Origin of the sequence: Actinoplanes sp. KI2, assembly GCF_025630775.1 — a bacterium.
Taxonomy (GTDB): Bacteria; Actinomycetota; Actinomycetes; order Mycobacteriales; family Micromonosporaceae; genus Actinoplanes.
Map to the genome: position 1 here is coordinate 38,549 of NZ_JAOSZE010000047.1, position 15,567 is coordinate 54,115.

18 protein-coding genes are annotated in these 15,567 nt (G+C 73.6%); 12 read left to right on the plus strand and 6 right to left on the minus strand.

The window, feature by feature from the left end; all coding sequences use genetic code 11:
- The 5 genes from ODJ79_RS37705 to hypE are packed head-to-tail and all read left to right on the plus strand — an operon-like array spanning position 1 to position 5,244.
- Positions 1–471, plus strand: a complete 471-nt coding sequence (locus tag ODJ79_RS37705) for a hydrogenase maturation protease (RefSeq protein WP_263028475.1) — start codon at positions 1–3, stop codon at positions 469–471.
- A 3-nt stretch (positions 472–474) separates the two neighbouring features.
- Positions 475–2,787, plus strand: a complete 2,313-nt coding sequence (gene hypF / locus ODJ79_RS37710; protein WP_263028476.1) for a carbamoyltransferase HypF — start codon at positions 475–477, stop codon at positions 2,785–2,787.
- A gap of 5 nt (positions 2,788–2,792) precedes the next feature.
- A complete protein-coding gene (locus tag ODJ79_RS37715; protein WP_263028477.1) occupies positions 2,793–3,068 on the plus strand; it encodes a HypC/HybG/HupF family hydrogenase formation chaperone in 276 nt (91 codons plus the stop codon).
- Positions 3,065–4,186 (plus strand): hydrogenase formation protein HypD, encoded by a 1,122-nt coding sequence (hypD, locus tag ODJ79_RS37720; protein WP_263028478.1) that lies wholly within the window; start codon positions 3,065–3,067, stop codon positions 4,184–4,186. Before ODJ79_RS37715 ends, hypD begins: the two co-directional genes overlap by 4 nt.
- Complete coding sequence (gene hypE / locus ODJ79_RS37725; RefSeq protein ID WP_263028479.1) at positions 4,183–5,244, plus strand: hydrogenase expression/formation protein HypE; 1,062 nt, start codon at positions 4,183–4,185, stop codon at positions 5,242–5,244. Before hypD ends, hypE begins: the two co-directional genes overlap by 4 nt.
- A gap of 72 nt (positions 5,245–5,316) precedes the next feature.
- Here hypE and ODJ79_RS37730 read toward each other — a convergent pair whose 3' ends face one another.
- Both ODJ79_RS37730 and ODJ79_RS37735 read right to left on the minus strand, forming a co-directional pair.
- Entirely contained in the window at positions 5,317–6,216 is a 900-nt protein-coding gene (locus ODJ79_RS37730) for a universal stress protein (protein WP_263028480.1), read from the minus strand.
- Between the two features lie 113 nt (positions 6,217–6,329).
- Positions 6,330–7,460 carry a glutamate--cysteine ligase gene (locus tag ODJ79_RS37735; protein WP_263028481.1) on the minus strand — a complete coding sequence of 377 codons (1,131 nt, stop codon included), beginning with the start codon at positions 7,458–7,460 and terminating at the stop codon, positions 6,330–6,332.
- A 482-nt stretch (positions 7,461–7,942) separates the two neighbouring features.
- On the opposite strand from ODJ79_RS37735, the gene ODJ79_RS37740 reads away from it, so the two are divergent.
- The 3 genes from ODJ79_RS37740 to ODJ79_RS37750 are packed head-to-tail and all read left to right on the plus strand — an operon-like array spanning position 7,943 to position 9,990.
- Complete coding sequence (locus ODJ79_RS37740; RefSeq protein WP_317620738.1) at positions 7,943–9,142, plus strand: FAD/NAD(P)-binding oxidoreductase; 1,200 nt, start codon at positions 7,943–7,945, stop codon at positions 9,140–9,142.
- Positions 9,143–9,149: 7 nt separating this feature from the next.
- Positions 9,150–9,464: a TusE/DsrC/DsvC family sulfur relay protein gene (locus ODJ79_RS37745; protein ID WP_263028482.1), complete on the plus strand. Its 315-nt coding sequence runs from the start codon at positions 9,150–9,152 to the stop codon at positions 9,462–9,464.
- A 13-nt stretch (positions 9,465–9,477) separates the two neighbouring features.
- On the plus strand, positions 9,478–9,990 hold the full coding sequence (locus ODJ79_RS37750; protein WP_263028483.1) for a DsrE/DsrF/DrsH-like family protein: 513 nt from the start codon (positions 9,478–9,480) through the stop codon (positions 9,988–9,990).
- 12 nt (positions 9,991–10,002) lie between these two features.
- Here the strand turns inward: ODJ79_RS37750 and ODJ79_RS37755 are convergent, their stop codons facing one another.
- Entirely contained in the window at positions 10,003–11,130 is a 1,128-nt protein-coding gene (locus ODJ79_RS37755) for a hypothetical protein (protein WP_263028484.1), read from the minus strand.
- Between the two features lie 186 nt (positions 11,131–11,316).
- Between ODJ79_RS37755 and ODJ79_RS37760 the strand changes: the two genes are divergently transcribed.
- Positions 11,317–11,688: a sporulation protein gene (locus ODJ79_RS37760; protein ID WP_263028485.1), complete on the plus strand. Its 372-nt coding sequence runs from the start codon at positions 11,317–11,319 to the stop codon at positions 11,686–11,688.
- A 102-nt stretch (positions 11,689–11,790) separates the two neighbouring features.
- Positions 11,791–12,264, plus strand: coding sequence for a nitroreductase/quinone reductase family protein (locus tag ODJ79_RS37765; protein ID WP_263028486.1), 474 nt, complete (start codon positions 11,791–11,793; stop codon positions 12,262–12,264).
- A 66-nt stretch (positions 12,265–12,330) separates the two neighbouring features.
- On the opposite strand, the gene ODJ79_RS37770 is transcribed toward ODJ79_RS37765, so the two are convergent.
- The 3 genes from ODJ79_RS37770 to ODJ79_RS37780 form a co-directional block, all read right to left on the minus strand.
- Positions 12,331–12,792, minus strand: coding sequence for a hypothetical protein (locus tag ODJ79_RS37770; protein ID WP_263028487.1), 462 nt, complete (start codon positions 12,790–12,792; stop codon positions 12,331–12,333).
- A 189-nt stretch (positions 12,793–12,981) separates the two neighbouring features.
- Positions 12,982–13,785 carry a universal stress protein gene (locus ODJ79_RS37775; protein WP_263028488.1) on the minus strand — a complete coding sequence of 268 codons (804 nt, stop codon included), beginning with the start codon at positions 13,783–13,785 and terminating at the stop codon, positions 12,982–12,984.
- Positions 13,786–13,802: 17 nt separating this feature from the next.
- Positions 13,803–14,273 carry a universal stress protein gene (locus ODJ79_RS37780; RefSeq protein ID WP_263028489.1) on the minus strand — a complete coding sequence of 157 codons (471 nt, stop codon included), beginning with the start codon at positions 14,271–14,273 and terminating at the stop codon, positions 13,803–13,805.
- A gap of 147 nt (positions 14,274–14,420) precedes the next feature.
- On the opposite strand from ODJ79_RS37780, the gene ODJ79_RS37785 reads away from it, so the two are divergent.
- Both ODJ79_RS37785 and ODJ79_RS37790 read left to right on the plus strand, forming a co-directional pair.
- Positions 14,421–15,122 carry a CBS domain-containing protein gene (locus ODJ79_RS37785; RefSeq protein WP_263028490.1) on the plus strand — a complete coding sequence of 234 codons (702 nt, stop codon included), beginning with the start codon at positions 14,421–14,423 and terminating at the stop codon, positions 15,120–15,122.
- 16 nt (positions 15,123–15,138) lie between these two features.
- Positions 15,139–15,567: a universal stress protein gene (locus tag ODJ79_RS37790; protein WP_263028491.1), complete on the plus strand. Its 429-nt coding sequence runs from the start codon at positions 15,139–15,141 to the stop codon at positions 15,565–15,567.

Sequence of the window (15,567 nt, forward strand, 5' to 3'; positions counted from 1 at the left end):
GTGGACGGACAGCGCTGCGTGGTGATCGGGGTCGGCAACGAGTACCGCCGGGACGACGGGTTCGGCCCGGCGGTGGTGGCGAGGCTGGCCGAGTTGCGGGCGGCCGATCCCCGGCTGGCCTCGGTGGAGCTGCGCGCCAGCGACGGGGAACCGACCCGCCTGCTCGACCTGTGGACCGGCACCGACCTCGCCGTGGTCGTCGACGCGGTCCGGGACGGCGCCGACCACGGCGGCCACCGGTACGAGCTGGTTCTGGACGAGCTCGCCGAGCTCGCCGACGGCGTCACGAGCTCGCACGGGGTCAGCCTGGGCAGCACGGTCGAGCTGGGCCGGGCGCTCGGGAGGTTGCCGCGGCGGCTGGTGGTGCTGGCGGTGGGGGCTGCCGAGTTCGGCTTCGGCGCCGGGCTCAGCCCGGAGGTGGCCGAGGCGGTGGACCCCGTCGTCGCCCGGGTCCGCGAGCTGGTGGGCTGAGGCATGACCGTGACCCCCGCGCCCGCGCGCGAGGCCTGGTCCATCCGGGTCGAGGGCACCGTCCAGGGGGTCGGTTTCCGGCCGTTCGTGCACCGGCTGGCCACCGGGCTGAGGCTCGACGGCGTCGTCCGCAATGTCGACGGCGATGTGCTGATCGAGGTCGCCGGGCCGGCCGCCGCCCTGGCCGCGCTGGCCCGCGCGTTGCGGGAGCAGCCGCCGCCCAACGCGGTCGTGACGCGGGTGAGTGTGACGCCGGGCGGCGGGGAGTCGGCCGCGATCGGGGTCGGGACCGGCTTCACGGTGGCCGTGAGCGGCTGGGTGCCGGGCGTGCGGGCGGGCTTCGCCGGTCTGCCCGTCGACCTCGCCACCTGCGACGACTGCCTGCGCGAGCTGTTCGACCCGGCCGACCGGCGTTACCGGTACCCGTTCGTGAACTGCACCGCCTGCGGGCCCCGGGCCACGATCGTCGACGGGCTGCCCTACGACCGGGTGCGGACGGCGATGGCCGGCTTCCCGCTGTGTGCGGACTGCGCCGCCGAGTACCAGGATCCGGGCGACCGCCGATTCCATGCCGAGCCGGTCGCCTGCCCGGCCTGCGGGCCGAGCCTGTCGTGGCAGCCGGCGGGCGCCACCGGAGAGGGTGCGCTGTCCGCCGCGGTGGCCGCGATCGCCGCCGGGCAGATCGTCGCCGTCAAAGGGCTGGGCGGATACCAGCTGGTCTGCGACGCCACCGACGCCGCCGCGGTCGATCGGCTGCGTGCCCGTAAGCGGCGGCCCCGCAAGCCGTTCGCCGTCATGGTGGCCGACGTCGCCGCGGCCCGCGCGCTGAGCCGGCTCACCCCCGCCGAGCTGCGGTTGCTCACCGAGCCGGCCCGCCCGATCGTGCTGCTGACCGCCCGGCCTGGCATGCCGTTGGCCCCCGGCGTCCATCCCGGCACCGACCAGGTCGGACTGTTCCTGCCGTACACCCCGCTGCATCACCTGCTGCTGCGCGCGCTGGCCCGGCCGCTCGTGGTGACCAGCGGGAACCTCAGCGACGAGCCGATCGCCATCGACGACGGCGACGCGCTGATCCGGCTGGCGCCGGTGGCCGACGGGTTCCTGCTGCACGACCGGCCGATCCGGGCCCGCTACGACGACTCCGTGGCCCGGGTGATCGGCGAGCGGCGCGTCACCGTGCGCCGGGCCCGCGGTTACGCGCCCGGCCCGCTGCCGTTGCCGGTGCCGGCCGCCCGGCCCGTGCTGGCGGTCGGCGCCCAGCTCAAGCACACGTTCACGCTGGCCCGCGGCGATCGGGCGCTGGTCGGCCCGCACGGCGGCAGTCTCGACGACGCCGACGCGCTGGCCGCGTTCCACGGCACCCTCGGCCAGCTGTCCCGGCTGCACCGGTTCACGCCCGAGGTGCTCGCCCACGACCTGCACCCGGGCTACCTGTCCACCCGGTACGCGGCGGAACAGCCGGCCGGGCTGCGCCGGGTGCCGGTCCAGCACCACCACGCGCACGTGGTGTCGTGCGCCGCCGAGAACGGCATCCGGGGTCCGTTCCTGGGCGTCGCCTACGACGGGCTCGGCCTCGGCGCGGACGGCACGCTGTGGGGCGGTGAGCTGCTGCTGGCCTCGTACACCGGATTCCGCCGGCTGGGCCGGTTCGGCACCGCACCGCTGCCCGGTGGGGAGGCGGCCGTGCGCCACCCGGCCCGGATGGCCCTGGGCTACCTGCTGGGTGGCGAGTTCCCGGTGCCGGCCGGCTCTTTCGACCGGCTCGCGGCCGCGGAACGCGACATCATCGCGCGGATGATTGCCCGCGGCGTCAACAGCCCGCGGGCCTCCAGCGCGGGCCGCTTGTTCGACGCCGTGTCCAGCCTGCTCGGGCTCTGCGACGAGGCCAGCTACGAGGGCGAGGCCGCCGTCCTGCTGGAGGCCGTCGCGGCCGCCGTTCCCCGTGCCGAGGCGCTGCCGTGGCGGTTGACCGAGGTCGAGGGCCTGTGGGTGTACGACTGGAGCGGCACCCTCACCGCGGTCCTGGACCGGACCCGCGCCGGTGTGCCCGCGGGCGAGCTGGCGGCCGCGTTCCACACCACGATCGTCGAGGTGACCGTGGCACTGTGCGCCCGCGCGGCCGAACGCACCGGGGTTACCGTGGTGTGCCTGTCCGGTGGGTGCCTGCAGAACCGCATCCTGGCGTCCCGGCTCCGGACCGAGCTCGACGCGGCCGGTCTGACCGGCCACCTCAACCGCGACGTGCCCGCCAACGACGGCGGGATCAGCTACGGCCAGGCCGTGGTGGCGGCCGCGATCTGCGACGAAGGGGGCTGATCGGCATGTGCCTCGGCATCCCCGGCCGGGTCACCGAGGTGACCGACCGGGACGGGCTGCTCATGGGTGTCGTCGACTTCGACGGCATCCGCAAGGACGTGTGCCTGTCCTACGTCCCGGACGTCGGCGTCGGCGACTACGTGATCGTCCACGTCGGCTTCGCGATCACCGAGGTGGACCGGCAGGAGGCCGAACGCACCCTCGGCGTGCTGCGGGCGATGGGCGACGCGGTACGCGAGGAGCTGGGCGAACCGCTGCCCGCGAAGGACGGCTCGGCATGAGGTACCTGGACGAGTACCGCGACCCCGAGCTCGCCCGGCTGCTGCTCGACGAGCTGCATCGCACCGCGACCCGGCCGTGGACGCTCATGGAGGTCTGCGGCGGCCAGACCCACACCATCGTGCGGCAGGGCATCGACGAGGTGCTGCCGGCCGGCATCCGTATGATCCACGGCCCGGGCTGCCCGGTGTGCGTGACCCCGCTGGAGACCCTGGACCGGGCGATGGCCATCGCGGCGCGACCCGAGGTCACCTTCACCAGCTTCGGCGACATGCTCCGGGTGCCCGGCTCGCACACCGACCTGCTGGCGCTCAAGGCGCGCGGCGCCGACGTACGGGTGGTCTACTCCCCGATGGACGCGGTGGCCCTGGCACAGCAGCGACCGGACCGCGAGGTGGTGTTCCTGGCGGTGGGCTTCGAGACCACCGCGCCGGCCAACGCGATGGCCGTGCTGCACGCGGCGGCCCTCGGCCTGCCCAACTTCAGCATGCTGGTCAGCCACGTGCTCGTGCCGCCCGCGATGACCGCCATCCTGGAGGCGGCCGGCTGCGAGGTGCAGGGCTTCCTCGCCGCCGGGCACGTCTGCACGGTGATGGGCTGGACGGAGTACGAGCCGCTCGCCGAGAAGTTCCGGGTGCCGATCGTGGTGACCGGCTTCGAACCGTTGGACCTGCTGGAGGGGATCCTGATGGCGGTACGGCAGCTGGAGCAGGGCCGGTTCGAGGTGGAGAACCAGTACGCCCGCGCGGTGCGCCGCACCGGCAACGGCCCGGCCCAGGAGGCGGTGCGCCGGGTGTTCCAGGTCACCGACCGGGCCTGGCGCGGCATCGGCACGATCGACGCGAGCGGCCTGGAGCTGTCCGATGAGTACACCGCGTTCGACGCCGCCCGCCGATTCGACGTCGGGCGGCTGACCGCGATCGAGGACCCGGCCTGCATCGCCGGGCAGATCCTCACCGGCATGAAGGTGCCGACCGACTGCACGGCGTACGGCACCACGTGCACCCCCCGGTCGCCGCGGGGCGCGCCGATGGTGTCCAGCGAGGGCACCTGCGCGGCGTTCCACCGGGCCGGCCGCCGCCGGTCCGCCGACGCACCGGTTACCGGAGGTGCCCGATGACCACGGTGGATCCCCTCGCGGGCAGCTGCCCGGTACCGCTGGCCGAGACCGAACGGGTGCTGCTCGGCCACGGTTCCGGCGGACAGTTGTCGGCCGATCTGATCGCCGGCGTACTGGTCCCCGCGCTCGGCTCGGCGGCTCCGCCCGGGGCGCTGGAGGACGCCGCCGTGGTACCGGTCGACGGCGTCGACGTTGTCCTCAGCACCGACGCGTACGTGGTCAGCCCGCTGTTCTTCCCGGGCGGTGACATCGGCGCGCTCGCCGTGCACGGCACGGTGAACGATCTGGCCATGCGGGCCGCGGTGCCGGTGGCCCTCTCGGTGGCCTACGTCGTGGAGGAGGGATTCCCGCTGGCCGATCTGCGGCGGGTCGCCGCGTCGGTCGGCGAGGCCGCGCGAGCGGTGGGCGTGCCCGTGGTCACCGGCGACACCAAGGTCGTCGGCCGGGGCGCCGCCGACGGGCTGTTCGTCGTCACCACCGGCGTCGGACGCCGCCTCGCCGGTGCCGCGCCGTCGGCGACCGGTGCCGCGCCCGGCGACGCCGTGCTGTTGTCCGGCCCGATCGGCAGCCACGGCACGACGATCCTCTGCGCGCGGGAGGGCCTGGGCTTCGAGGCCGACATCCGCTCGGACACGCAGCCGCTGCACCGGCTGGTTCAAGCCATGGTCGATGCGGGTGGCGACGCCGTGCACGCGCTGCGCGACCCCACCCGCGGCGGCATCGCCTCGGCGCTCAACGAGATCGCGGCGTCCTCCGGAGTCGGCATCGAGATCGACGAGCAGGCGCTGCCGGTACCGGCAGCGGTCCACGCGGCCTGCGAGATCCTGGGCCTCGACCCGGCGCAGGTGGCCAACGAAGGGTGCCTCGTCGCCTTCGTCGCGCCGCGCGAGGCCGACGCCGTGCTGGCCGCCATGCGCGCCCGGCCGGAGGGCCGGTCCGCGGTCCGCATCGGCACCGTGCACCGGGACGAACCCGGCCGGGTCGTGGTGCGGACCGCCGTCGGATCGCGCCGAGTCCTCGACATGCTGGTCGGCGAGCAACTGCCCCGCATCTGCTGAGCCCGGCCAGGTCAGCCGGCCAGGAAGCGACCCGGACCAGGTCAGCCGGCCGGGAAGACGATCCGGGCGAGCTCAGCCGGCCAGGAAGACCGGACAGTTGGCGTGCTGGACCATGGCCCGGCTGACCGACCCGAGCATGGTGACCGGGTTCATGCCCACGCCGCGCCGGCCGACCACGACCGCCGCGGCCCGGTGCGAGTAGTCGATCAGCGCCGGTGCGGGATGCGCGTCGACCGTCAGGTGGTGCACGACGACACCGCCGATGGTGTCGGTCCGCTCGGCGGGTGCGGCGTTGGGCTGGGCATGCAGCATGACCAGGTGGCATCCGCGCAGGCGGGCCTCGGTCTGGGCGAACGTCACCGCCGGTGTCACCGCCGCGTGGTTGTCCACGCCGACGACGATGGGCAGCAGGTCAATGCCGGGTCCCGGCGGCCAGTACGGCACCCGAACGACCATGACGACCCCGGAATGCTGGGCGGCCACCCGGTCGCCGACGCTGAGTCCCAGCGTGGTGCCGACCGCGTGGTGCCGGTGCCCGACGACGAGCAGGTTCGCGGTGCCGCCCTCGATGAGCAGCAGGGAGGCCGCTGATCCGGTCACCAGGTGGCTGGTCACCGGCACCGCCGGCGCGGCGGCGTGGACCCGGTCGGTCATCCCTTCGAGCAGCCGGAAATCGGCCGCCTTCGTGGTCCGGCGCTCGCCGGGGTGTTGCACGTGCAGCAGCCTCAGCTCCCAGCCGTGCAGCTCCGCCTCCCGCGCCGCGAGATCCAGCGCCGCGTAGCTGGCCGGCGAATCGTCCACGCCCACCAGCACCGATCCGGCGGGCGTAGCTTCCAAGGGAGCGTGGGCGGCTGCCGGGGCGGATCGCACCGAGGCCGCGAGAATGCCATGCAGGGCATCCGGCTTGCCGGCCGGCGGGGCACCGCCGCTTCGGGGCTCCTGGAGGACGCGATACGTGCCGATCTCGTTCATGACCCACCCCCTGCGCCGTTTCCGACTTTTCCTCCTTTACCAGTACAACGCCGTCATGGCCGCGGTAACCAGGGTCGTTGGTCCCGCCCGGACGGCACTCCGGCACTACACCGTCAGGCCGTTGTTACCGGAACGGGTTCGTCGGCCGCTTGCCACGTGGTCCTCGCGAGCTCGGTCACCAGGTCGGCCGGGGACTTCGCCCGTCGCCAGGCGGCCCGCTGGCGATCGGCGCCGGTGCCCCGAGCCGCCAGCGCATCGAGCAGGCCGGCAGCCGTCTCGGCGTCGCCGAGCGTGGCGAGGGCTCGGCCGGTGTGGTCCACGAGGTGGTGCACCAGCGCCCATGGCTGGGCACGCGCACCGGTCCACGGGTCGACGGCGAGGCCGGTCAGCCCGTGCCGGGCGGCGGCATCGAGGCCGGCGAGGATCGTTGCCCGGCAGGGGCGGGGTGGCGGTTTCGCCGCGGTGATCTCGGTGAGCGCCGTGGCGACCAGGCCGCGGACGAGTACGGCCAGCAGCAGAGCCGTGTCGGCGTCGGCGCCGACGTCGGCGACCCGGACCTCGATCGTCGGGTATCGCGGTGACAGCCGGGCGAGCAGGTAGACGCTGCGCTCGTCGAGCGCGGCACCGTGTCCGATCAGTTTTCCCAGGGCCCGGTCGTAGGCCGCCGCGTCGGTGAACACCGGGGGTGGGCTCGCGGTGGGCCAGCGGGCCTGACTCGGGTAGCGGCGGCTTGCCCAGCCGGTGTCCCGGCCGTTCTCCACCGGGGAGTTGACGCTGAGCGCGAGCAGGGTGGGCAGCCAGGGCCGGAGCCGGGCCAGGACCTGGACGCCGTGCTCGCGCGAGGGCACGCCGACGTGGACGTGACAGGCGCAGGTGCCGGAGGCCGCGGTCAGGCGGGGATAACGTCGCGCGAGCTCGCGGTAGCGAAGGTCGTCGGTGAGCGCGGCCAGCCCCGGTGTCGGGTACGGCGAGGTGCCGCTGGCTACGAGCCGGCAGCCGCACACTCGGGCGGCCTCGGACGCCATATGCCGCAGGCGCAGCAGTTCGGCGTGCAGCTGGCCGGCGCTGTCGCAGACTCGGGTCGCGGTCTCCAGCTGGTATCGCATCAGCTCGGCGCCCGGCCCGGGCCGGCCGCGCAGCAGCCGCAGCAGGCGCGGCGCGGCCGGGACCGGGTGTCCGCTGACCGGGTCGAGCAGGAGGAACTCCTCCTCCACGCCGAAGGTCGGCGGCCGGCGCGCGATCATGTCACCCTCCTCGGCTCGGTGGGGGTCAATGCGCGCCCGTGAGCGGGCGGACGATCGGCGCGGACGTCGTCGCCTGCGCTGCTCGAGATCGCGCCCGTACAGTCTCACGATCGTCCCGGGGACCCGCCGCCGCCAGGGCCGATGGTCCCCGGCCGCGCGGATGTCGGTCACCACGGTTCAGGGCGACCGCCTCTGACCGCGTCGCCGTGCTCGGTGCAGCATGGACAGTGAGCCCACCGGTACCTTGGCGAGAGCCTCGGACGGCGGAACCATCAGGCTCGAGCGCCATTGCCGACGCCCGGGCCCGGCCCCCCTTCCGCCGTGGGTCAGCGAGCAGCGCCGCCGGTGGGCGTCGTCCTGTCCGCCGCGCGCCGGACTCTGCCGCTGCTTAGGTCCTCCATGCCAGGGCCTTCGGCCCCTACGGATCGCGTCGCCTCGCCCATACCGTAGGGGGTATCCAGAACGGCGAGGAGGTGGGCCCGATGCGACGGCTGCTGGTTCTCGGCGCCGGTACCGCGGGCACGATGGTGGTCAACAAGCTGCGGCGGAGTCTCGCCCGCGCCGACTGGGACATCACCGTCGTCGAGGCCGGCGACCGGCATTTCTACCAGCCCGGCTTCCTGTTCCTGCCGTTCCGCGCGTACGCGCCGAAGCAGGTCTCCAAGCCCACCCGCGGGCTGATCGCGGAGGGCGTCGAGCTGGTGCACGGCGAGGTGGACCGGGTGGACCCGGCGGCGAACCGGGTGCTGCTGGCCGACGGCCGGACGCTGCCCTATGACTACCTGGTGATCGCCACCGGCGTCACGCCCCGCCCGGACCAGACGCCCGGCCTGTTGGACGGCGGCCAGTGGCGCAAGACGATCTTCGACTTCTACACGTACGACGGTGCGGTCGCGCTGGAGCGGGCCCTGCGGCACTTCGACGGCGGCCGGCTCGTCGTGCACGTCACCGACATGCCGATCAAGTGCCCGGTGGCGCCGCTCGAGTTCGCCTTCCTCGCCGACGACTTCTTCCGCGGGCGCGGCCTGCGGGACCGGATCGAGCTGGTGTACGCGACACCCTTGCCGGGCGCGTTCACCAAACCGATCGCCGCCGCCCGCCTCGGGTCCATGCTGGACGATCGCAAGATCTTGGTGGAGCCCGACTTCCTGGTCGAACGGGTCGACGGCACGAGCCTGGTCTCCTACGACGAGCGGGAGATCCCGTTCGACCTGCTGGTGACCGTGCCGCTGAACATGGGCGCCGACTTCGTGGCCCGCTCGGGCCTGGGCAACGAGCTGAACCTGGTGCCGGTCGACCGGCACACCATGCTCGCCAAGGCGCACGACAACATCTTCGCGCTCGGCGACGCCAACGACATCCCGACGTCGAAGGCCGGGTCGGTGGCGCACTTCGCCGTCGACGTGTTCGCCGGCAACTTCGTCGAGCACGCCGCGGGCCGGCCGATGACCGGCAGCTTCGACGGGCACGCCAACTGCTTCGTCGAGTCCGGCCACGGCCGGGCCCTGCTGATCGACTTCAACTACGACACCCAGCCGCTGCCGGGCCGCTACCCGGTGCCGGTCGCCGGGCCGTTCCGGCTGCTCGGCGAGTCCGCCGTCAACCACTGGGGCAAGCTCGCGTTCCGGTGGATGTACTGGCACCTGCTGCTGCCGGGGCACATGCCTTCGAAAGGGAAGTGAGACAGCCATGCCAGTCACCACCATCGGCGGCCGCGAGATCCACGTCGACGACGAGGGCTTTCTGACCGCGTACGACGAATGGGATCCCGCTCTGGCCAAGGAGCTCGCCGCCCGGATCGGCATCGACCTGACCGACGCGCACCGCAAGGCGATCGACTTCGTCCGCGACGACTACCGCGAGCAGGGCGAGACCGCGACCCTGCGCCGGGTGTCCGTGGTCGGCGGCATCCCGACCAAGGAGCTGTTCACGCTCTTCCCGAAGAAACCGGCCAAGAAGCTGGCGTACGTCGCCGGCCTCCCCAAACCGCACGGCTGTGTCTGAAAGGGGTTCCGCCATGACCACCGAGACCGCCCCGGCGATCGTGCCCGACTTCGGCGACGACGAGGCCACCGGCCGCAAGCTCGCCATCATCTGCTCCAAGGGCAACCTCGACATGGCCTACCCCGGACTGGTGCTGGCCAACGCCGCGCTGGGCGAGGGCGTCGAGACGCACCTGTTCTTCACCTTCTGGGGCTTCGACATGATCACGAAGTCGCGGATGGGCGAGCTGAAGTTCACCATGCTCGGCAACACCGCGACCCACCTGCCGCAGGGCCTGGGCGGGCTGCCCGGGATGACCGCGATCGCCACCCGCCAGATGCGCAAGCAGATCACCGAGGTCGGGGTGCCCGACGTGCCGGAGTTCCTCGATCAGATCGTCGCCTCCGGCGGCCACCTGTGGGCCTGCCGGATGTCTGCCGACATGATGCACCTGAGCAAGGCCGACCTCTACCGCGGCGTCGAGGACATCATCAACGCGTCCGACTTCATCGAGAAGACCGCCGGCGCGCAGCTCCTGTTCATCTGATGAGGCCAGGTCTCACCAGCGCAACAGGGCGGCGACACCGTCGGCGTCGGACAGTGGTTCGGCGACCTCGCGGTCGAGCAGGGTGACCTGCGCGCCGGTACGGTAGGCGAGCTCGATCATCCGCTCCGGAAGATCGGGCTCGGGCCGCAGCGTGCCCCCGTCGGCCGGCCGTTCCGGGTCGGCCCACAGGCGACCCCGGTCGTCGCGGTGGCCGGCCCAGTGCGCCGATGCGTCGATCAGGAGGTGCCCGACCCGCCCTTCGGCGAGCAGAGCGAGCGTGTCGCTGAGGCCGCGCGCCGCGTGCCCGCGCCCGAGCGCGGCGCTCACCAACGCTTGCTGCCGGGTTCGCTGCGCGGCGTGCAGATCACCGGCGACCAGTGCGGCGATCCGCGCGGGCGGCAGCGCCTCGGGTACCGTGCGGTGCGCCGTCGCGAGGCGTTCGCGGGCCGCGCCGGTCAGGCCGGCGGCGAAGGTGGCGACCAGGCCCGGTTCCCCGGTGACCAGCAGGTGTGCCCAGCCGGAGAACTCGGCCGCGTGGCTCACCCGTCCCGCGGCCCCGGCGAGGAAGCGGTCGAGGTGGTCCTGCCAACGGCGCCGGCGGTCGTCCAGCTCGTCCCGGTCGTTACCGGCAGTCCTCCCGACCTCGGTGGTCGACTCGTGACGCAGCTCGGCGATCGGGCTCAGAAAGCCGTGGCGGGCCTCGAGGACGCGTACGCCGTGCGCTGTCACCGCGACCACACCGGCGGGGTCCCCGGCGCCGTACGCCTCGACGAGCGGCCGCAGGTACGGCGACTCGTCCAGCACCACGTGGTCGCCGAGCGAGGCCTGGGTACGGACGGTCCGGATCTCGCCGCCGCTCAGACCGGCGAAGAGCGCGCGGCCGCGGCCGGGCGTCGCGCCGCCGGTCAGCCTTCGCAGGTGCGGCTGCAGCTCCGTCAGCCGTGCGGCGAGCCGCGCCTGCCGGGCCGGTTCACCGCGGTCGCCGAGCGCGGCCGCCACGGCGTGGAGTCCTTTGAACAGCTTCGTCTCCCCGGGAAGACCGCCGGCGGTCTCCTGATCGGGATCGACGGTGACGTAGCAGGAGAGCACACCCTCCTGATCGCGCAACTGCGCGACTGCGGTCAGATCGTCACTGTGCATCGCGGACATCTGTCACCTCCGCGGGTTCACGGCAAGCATCGCGCGGGTTCGCGCCCGTCGTCAGGGCCGGAGGTCCCGTAGCTACGGCCGGTCCGCTCGAGGCCGGGGCCCAATGGCCCTGGCCCGGCGCGCGCTCCCGGCGTTGTGGTGGAGGTGTTCGGGCCTATGCGAAGGGAGTTGGTCGGCATGACTTCGTCAGAGCCAGCCACGGATGTCCTCGACGCGGTGCGAGCCGCGGTGGACGGTACGACCGCCGGCCGGGTGTTCGGAACCCCGGTAAGCGGCGAAGGAATCGTGTTGCTTCCGGTGGCGCGGATCGCCGGCGGGGGCGGCGGCGGAACCGGGCCGGCCGCCGAGGGCGGCCAGGCGGAAGGCACGGGCGGCGGGTTCGGCACGTCCGGCCGCGGGCTCGGTGTCTTCGTCATCAAGAACGGCAAGGTGGGCTGGCGTCCGGCGATCGACGTCAACCGCATCGTGCTCGGCGGCCAGGTGGTTGCCGTGGTTGCGCTGCTGGTTCTGCGCAGCGTCGTGCGCTCTCGCCGGAGCCGCAGAAGGTGAGACTCCACTCCGGACGTCCGGCCTCTACGTCCAGCCGCGGGCATTTCGGCCCTGCCCGCGGCGGGGTCCGGTTTCTACGGTCAGAGGAGGGAGGTGTCTAACATGATCATGAGCAGTGCCATGCGGCGCCGGATGTACCGGGGTGGCCGGCCGAGCCGGCTGGCCCGGGCGCTCAACCGGGTGTCCGCCCTGCAGTTCGGCTCCGGAATTCTGGCCCCGGCCGGCTGGGTCACGATGGAGGTGACCGGCCGCAGATCCGGAAACATGGTGGTCTGCCCGCTGGTCGTGACCCGGTACGAGGGCGAGCGCTACCTGGTGTCGATGCTCGGGGAGAAGGCGAACTGGGTGGCCAACGTCCGGGCCGCGGGCGGCGACGTCGTGCTGCGTCACGGCCGGCGGGAGCGGGTGCGGCTGGTGGCGGTGGAGCCGGGCGAACGGGCCCCGATCCTGCGCCGGTTCCTGACGGTCGCGCCGGGTGCCCGCCCGCACGTGCCGGTCGACCGGCACGCACCGCTGGAGGAGTTCGAGCGGATTGCCGCCGGCTACCCGGTGTTCCGGGTGACCCCACGGCCTTGAGGGCCCGGGTCACCGGCCCGTTCTTCGCCAACGGCCGAGGAGCTCGGCGCCGGGCCGGCTGACCGGTCAGCGGGGGCACCACCCCTGCACGGCCTGCAGCTGCCGGATGGTGGCGGCGGAGAGCCGGGTGTACGCGTCGTGCACGTCCGGCGCGGACGCGTGCGGCAGTTCGGCGTCGAGCAGCACCAGCACGCGATGCAGGGCCTCGGCGACGGCCCGCGCGGCCTCGGCTCGCCCAAGGTTGCCGCGGGCGAGCAGATGGTCGTAGTCGTCGCGTACCGTCGTGACGCCGAACCGCCCGGCCGGGTAACGGCGGAGCAGATCGCGCAGCAGCCGCACCTCGCGCTCCTGCGCCTCGGCGAGGCGGGGGAAGGCCGCGTATCGGTCGGCGAAGGTGAGCAGCAGATCGTGGGCGACCTGGACCCGGTCGGCGATCTCGGCCAGCCGGGCCCGCTGCCCGAGATCGAGGCGGCCGGCCGGGCGGCTCAGGACGTCGGCGCCGGAGAACCCGGCCGGATCGAGAAGCATGACAGCCTCCCTGGCTCGGAGCCCATCGGGCACCCGGTCGCGGCGCCGGCGAGCGTCTTGACGACGATGGGTCTGGCGGCTCGGTGGCCGTCCCCTGCGGTGGCCGGTCGCCGTGTCGCGAGCGTCCGATGAGCTCGGGTCCAGCATCGCTCCGGTGGTCGGCTGGTGGTCAGGGTCGTTGGTCACCTGTCACCACGCGTCGCGTTGCGCGAGCGGCACGACGGCGACCGGGCACGGGGCCTCGGTGGCGACGGTGAGCGGCACGTCGCCGGTGCGGGCCCGGCCGATCACGCCGCGCCGCTTGTCGCCGACCACCAGCAGCCGGGCGCCCGCGGCCGCGTGGACGAGCTGGTCGCCGACCGGGCCGGCGAGCACCGAGCAGCGGGTCGGCACCAGGGGATAGGCCCGGGTCCAGGGCGCGACCGCGTCGGCGAGCAGGCCGGCGGCGTCGCCCGGCGCCTGCCCGGAGACGTGCAGCGCGGCGACCGGCAGCCGGTTCTGCTCGGCGTAGGCGTATGCCATCTCGAGCGCGGCCCGGCTCGCTGGGCTGTCGTCCACCCCGGCTACGACGTGGCCCGCGTACGGGCTCGCCGGAACCCGGGCCGGCGGACGCACGACGACGATCGGGCAGTGTGCCTGGCGGACCACCCGGCGTACCGTCCGGCCGCCCTCGCCGTCCCCGATGACCAGCAGCCGCGCGCCCGCCGACGCGTCGGCCAGCTGCTCGGACGGCGAGCCGGCGCGGATCTTCAGAACGGTGCGTTCGTGGCCGAGGCGATCCCGCACGGTCGTGTAGGCGCGGGCCAGGGCCGGATCGACGACCTCGACCTCGGCCGGGGTGGGATCGTTGACGGTCCGGTCCAGCGGCGAGCCGGGTACGCAGACGTGCAGCAGGATCAGCCGCTCGCCGGTGTGGGCGGCGAACTCGGCGGCCCAGGTCAGGGCGCGCCAGCCACCGGCACCGCCGACACCGGCGGCGATCGGGTGTCGCATCGGGCGCCTCCGCGGGCTCAGCGCCGGGGCGCCGGCTCGGCGTCGGCGCGGTCCGGCGCCGGCATCGGGATGACGACGACCGGGCAGGTTGCCCTGCGGATGCACTCCTCGCTGACCGAGCCGAGCACGGTGTGCCGGACCCGGCTGTGCCCGTGGCTGCCGAGCACCAGCAGGTCGGCCGAGCCGGCGGCCCGGGCCAGGGTCTCGCCCGGGCTTCCCTCGACCACCTCGGCGGCGATCGGCAGGTGTGAGCCGTGCCGGGCGACCAGCGCGTGGATTTCGTCGTCGAGCAGGCGCGTGGCTCGCTCCTTGGCCTCTTGCGGGTTGGCGGCGATGGCCGGCGTGTAGTCCAGGCCGTCCCACTGCCAGGCGGTGACGGCCTGCACGGCGCTCCCGCGGGTGTCCGCCTCGCGGACCGCCCACTCGAGGGCGCGTCGCCCGCCGTCCGAGCCGTCCACGCCGACGACGATCAGATGCCGGCTGTTCATGGCGTCTCCCTTCCTCGGTCTTACCGTGCCCACCGCCGCCCCGCTCGGGTCAGGGCCGAAGGTCACCGGCGATGGGTAAGCCGGGCCCAATGGCCCTGACGTCCGGCGGCGACCGCTCCTAGCGTCGGTATTGAGGGGAGGTCCGCGATGAAGGAGAGGCCCGTGATGAAGAACTGGACGGTGGACGATGTGATGTCCACGAAGGTCATTTCCGTGGATCAGGGCGCCTCGTACCGCTCGGTGGTGGACACGCTGATCGAGAACCGGGTCAGCGCCGTGCCCGTGGTCGACCCGTTCCTGCGGGTCGTCGGCGTGGTGAGCGAGGCGGACCTGCTCCGAAAGATCGAGTACGCGGGCGACGAGGAGCCTCGCCTGTTCGAGGGCCGCCGGCGTCGCGGCGAACGCGACAAGGCGCGCGCCCGGACGGCGGCGAACCTGATGAGCGCACCGGCGGTGACCGCGCTGACCGGGACGTCGATCGCGGCGGCCGCTCGCCGGATGGACGCCGACGGCGTGAAGCGGCTGCCGGTGGTCGACGACCTGGGGCGGCTGATCGGCATCGTGACGCGCGGCGACCTGTTGAAGGTGCACCTGCGCCCGGACGACGACATCCGCGCCGACATCGAGTCCGGCGTGCTGCACGGGCCGCTGGCCGCCGACGCGGTGACCGTGACGGTCGAGGACGGCGCGGTGACGCTGTCCGGCAAGGTCGAGGCGTGGTCCACGGGATACGAGGCTGCCCGGCTGACCCGGCAGGTCCCGGGTGTGGTCGAGGTGATCGACGAGGTGGGCTTCGAGGTCGACGACCGCTTCGTCTACGCGCCCGGCACGGCCTACGGCGCCGCCTGAGCGGAGGGAGGCTGCGATGAATGACACGGACGTCGTGGTCGGTGTCGACGGCTCGCCGTCGTCCAAGGCCGCGCTGCGCTGGGCCCTCGACCAGGCCCGCTTGACCAAGGCCCGGCTGCGGGCCGTCATCGCGTGGGAGGTTCCGACGTTCACCGGCTGGGGCGCCGGGGCGCACCAGGACTTCGGCGCCGCGGCCGGCAAGCTGCTCGGCGAGTCGGTCCGGGAGGCCCTCGGGTATGACCCGCCGCCGGACGTCGAGGTGCTGGAGGTCGTGCTGCCCGGGCATCCCGCGCAGGTGCTGATCGATCAGTCGGCGCACGCCGCGTTGCTGGTCGTCGGCTCCCGCGGGCACGGTGGCTTCGCCGGCACGCTGCTCGGCTCGGTGAGCCAGCTCTGCCTCCAGCACGCGCATTGTCCGGTGCTGGTCGTGCGCGGCAAGCGCTGA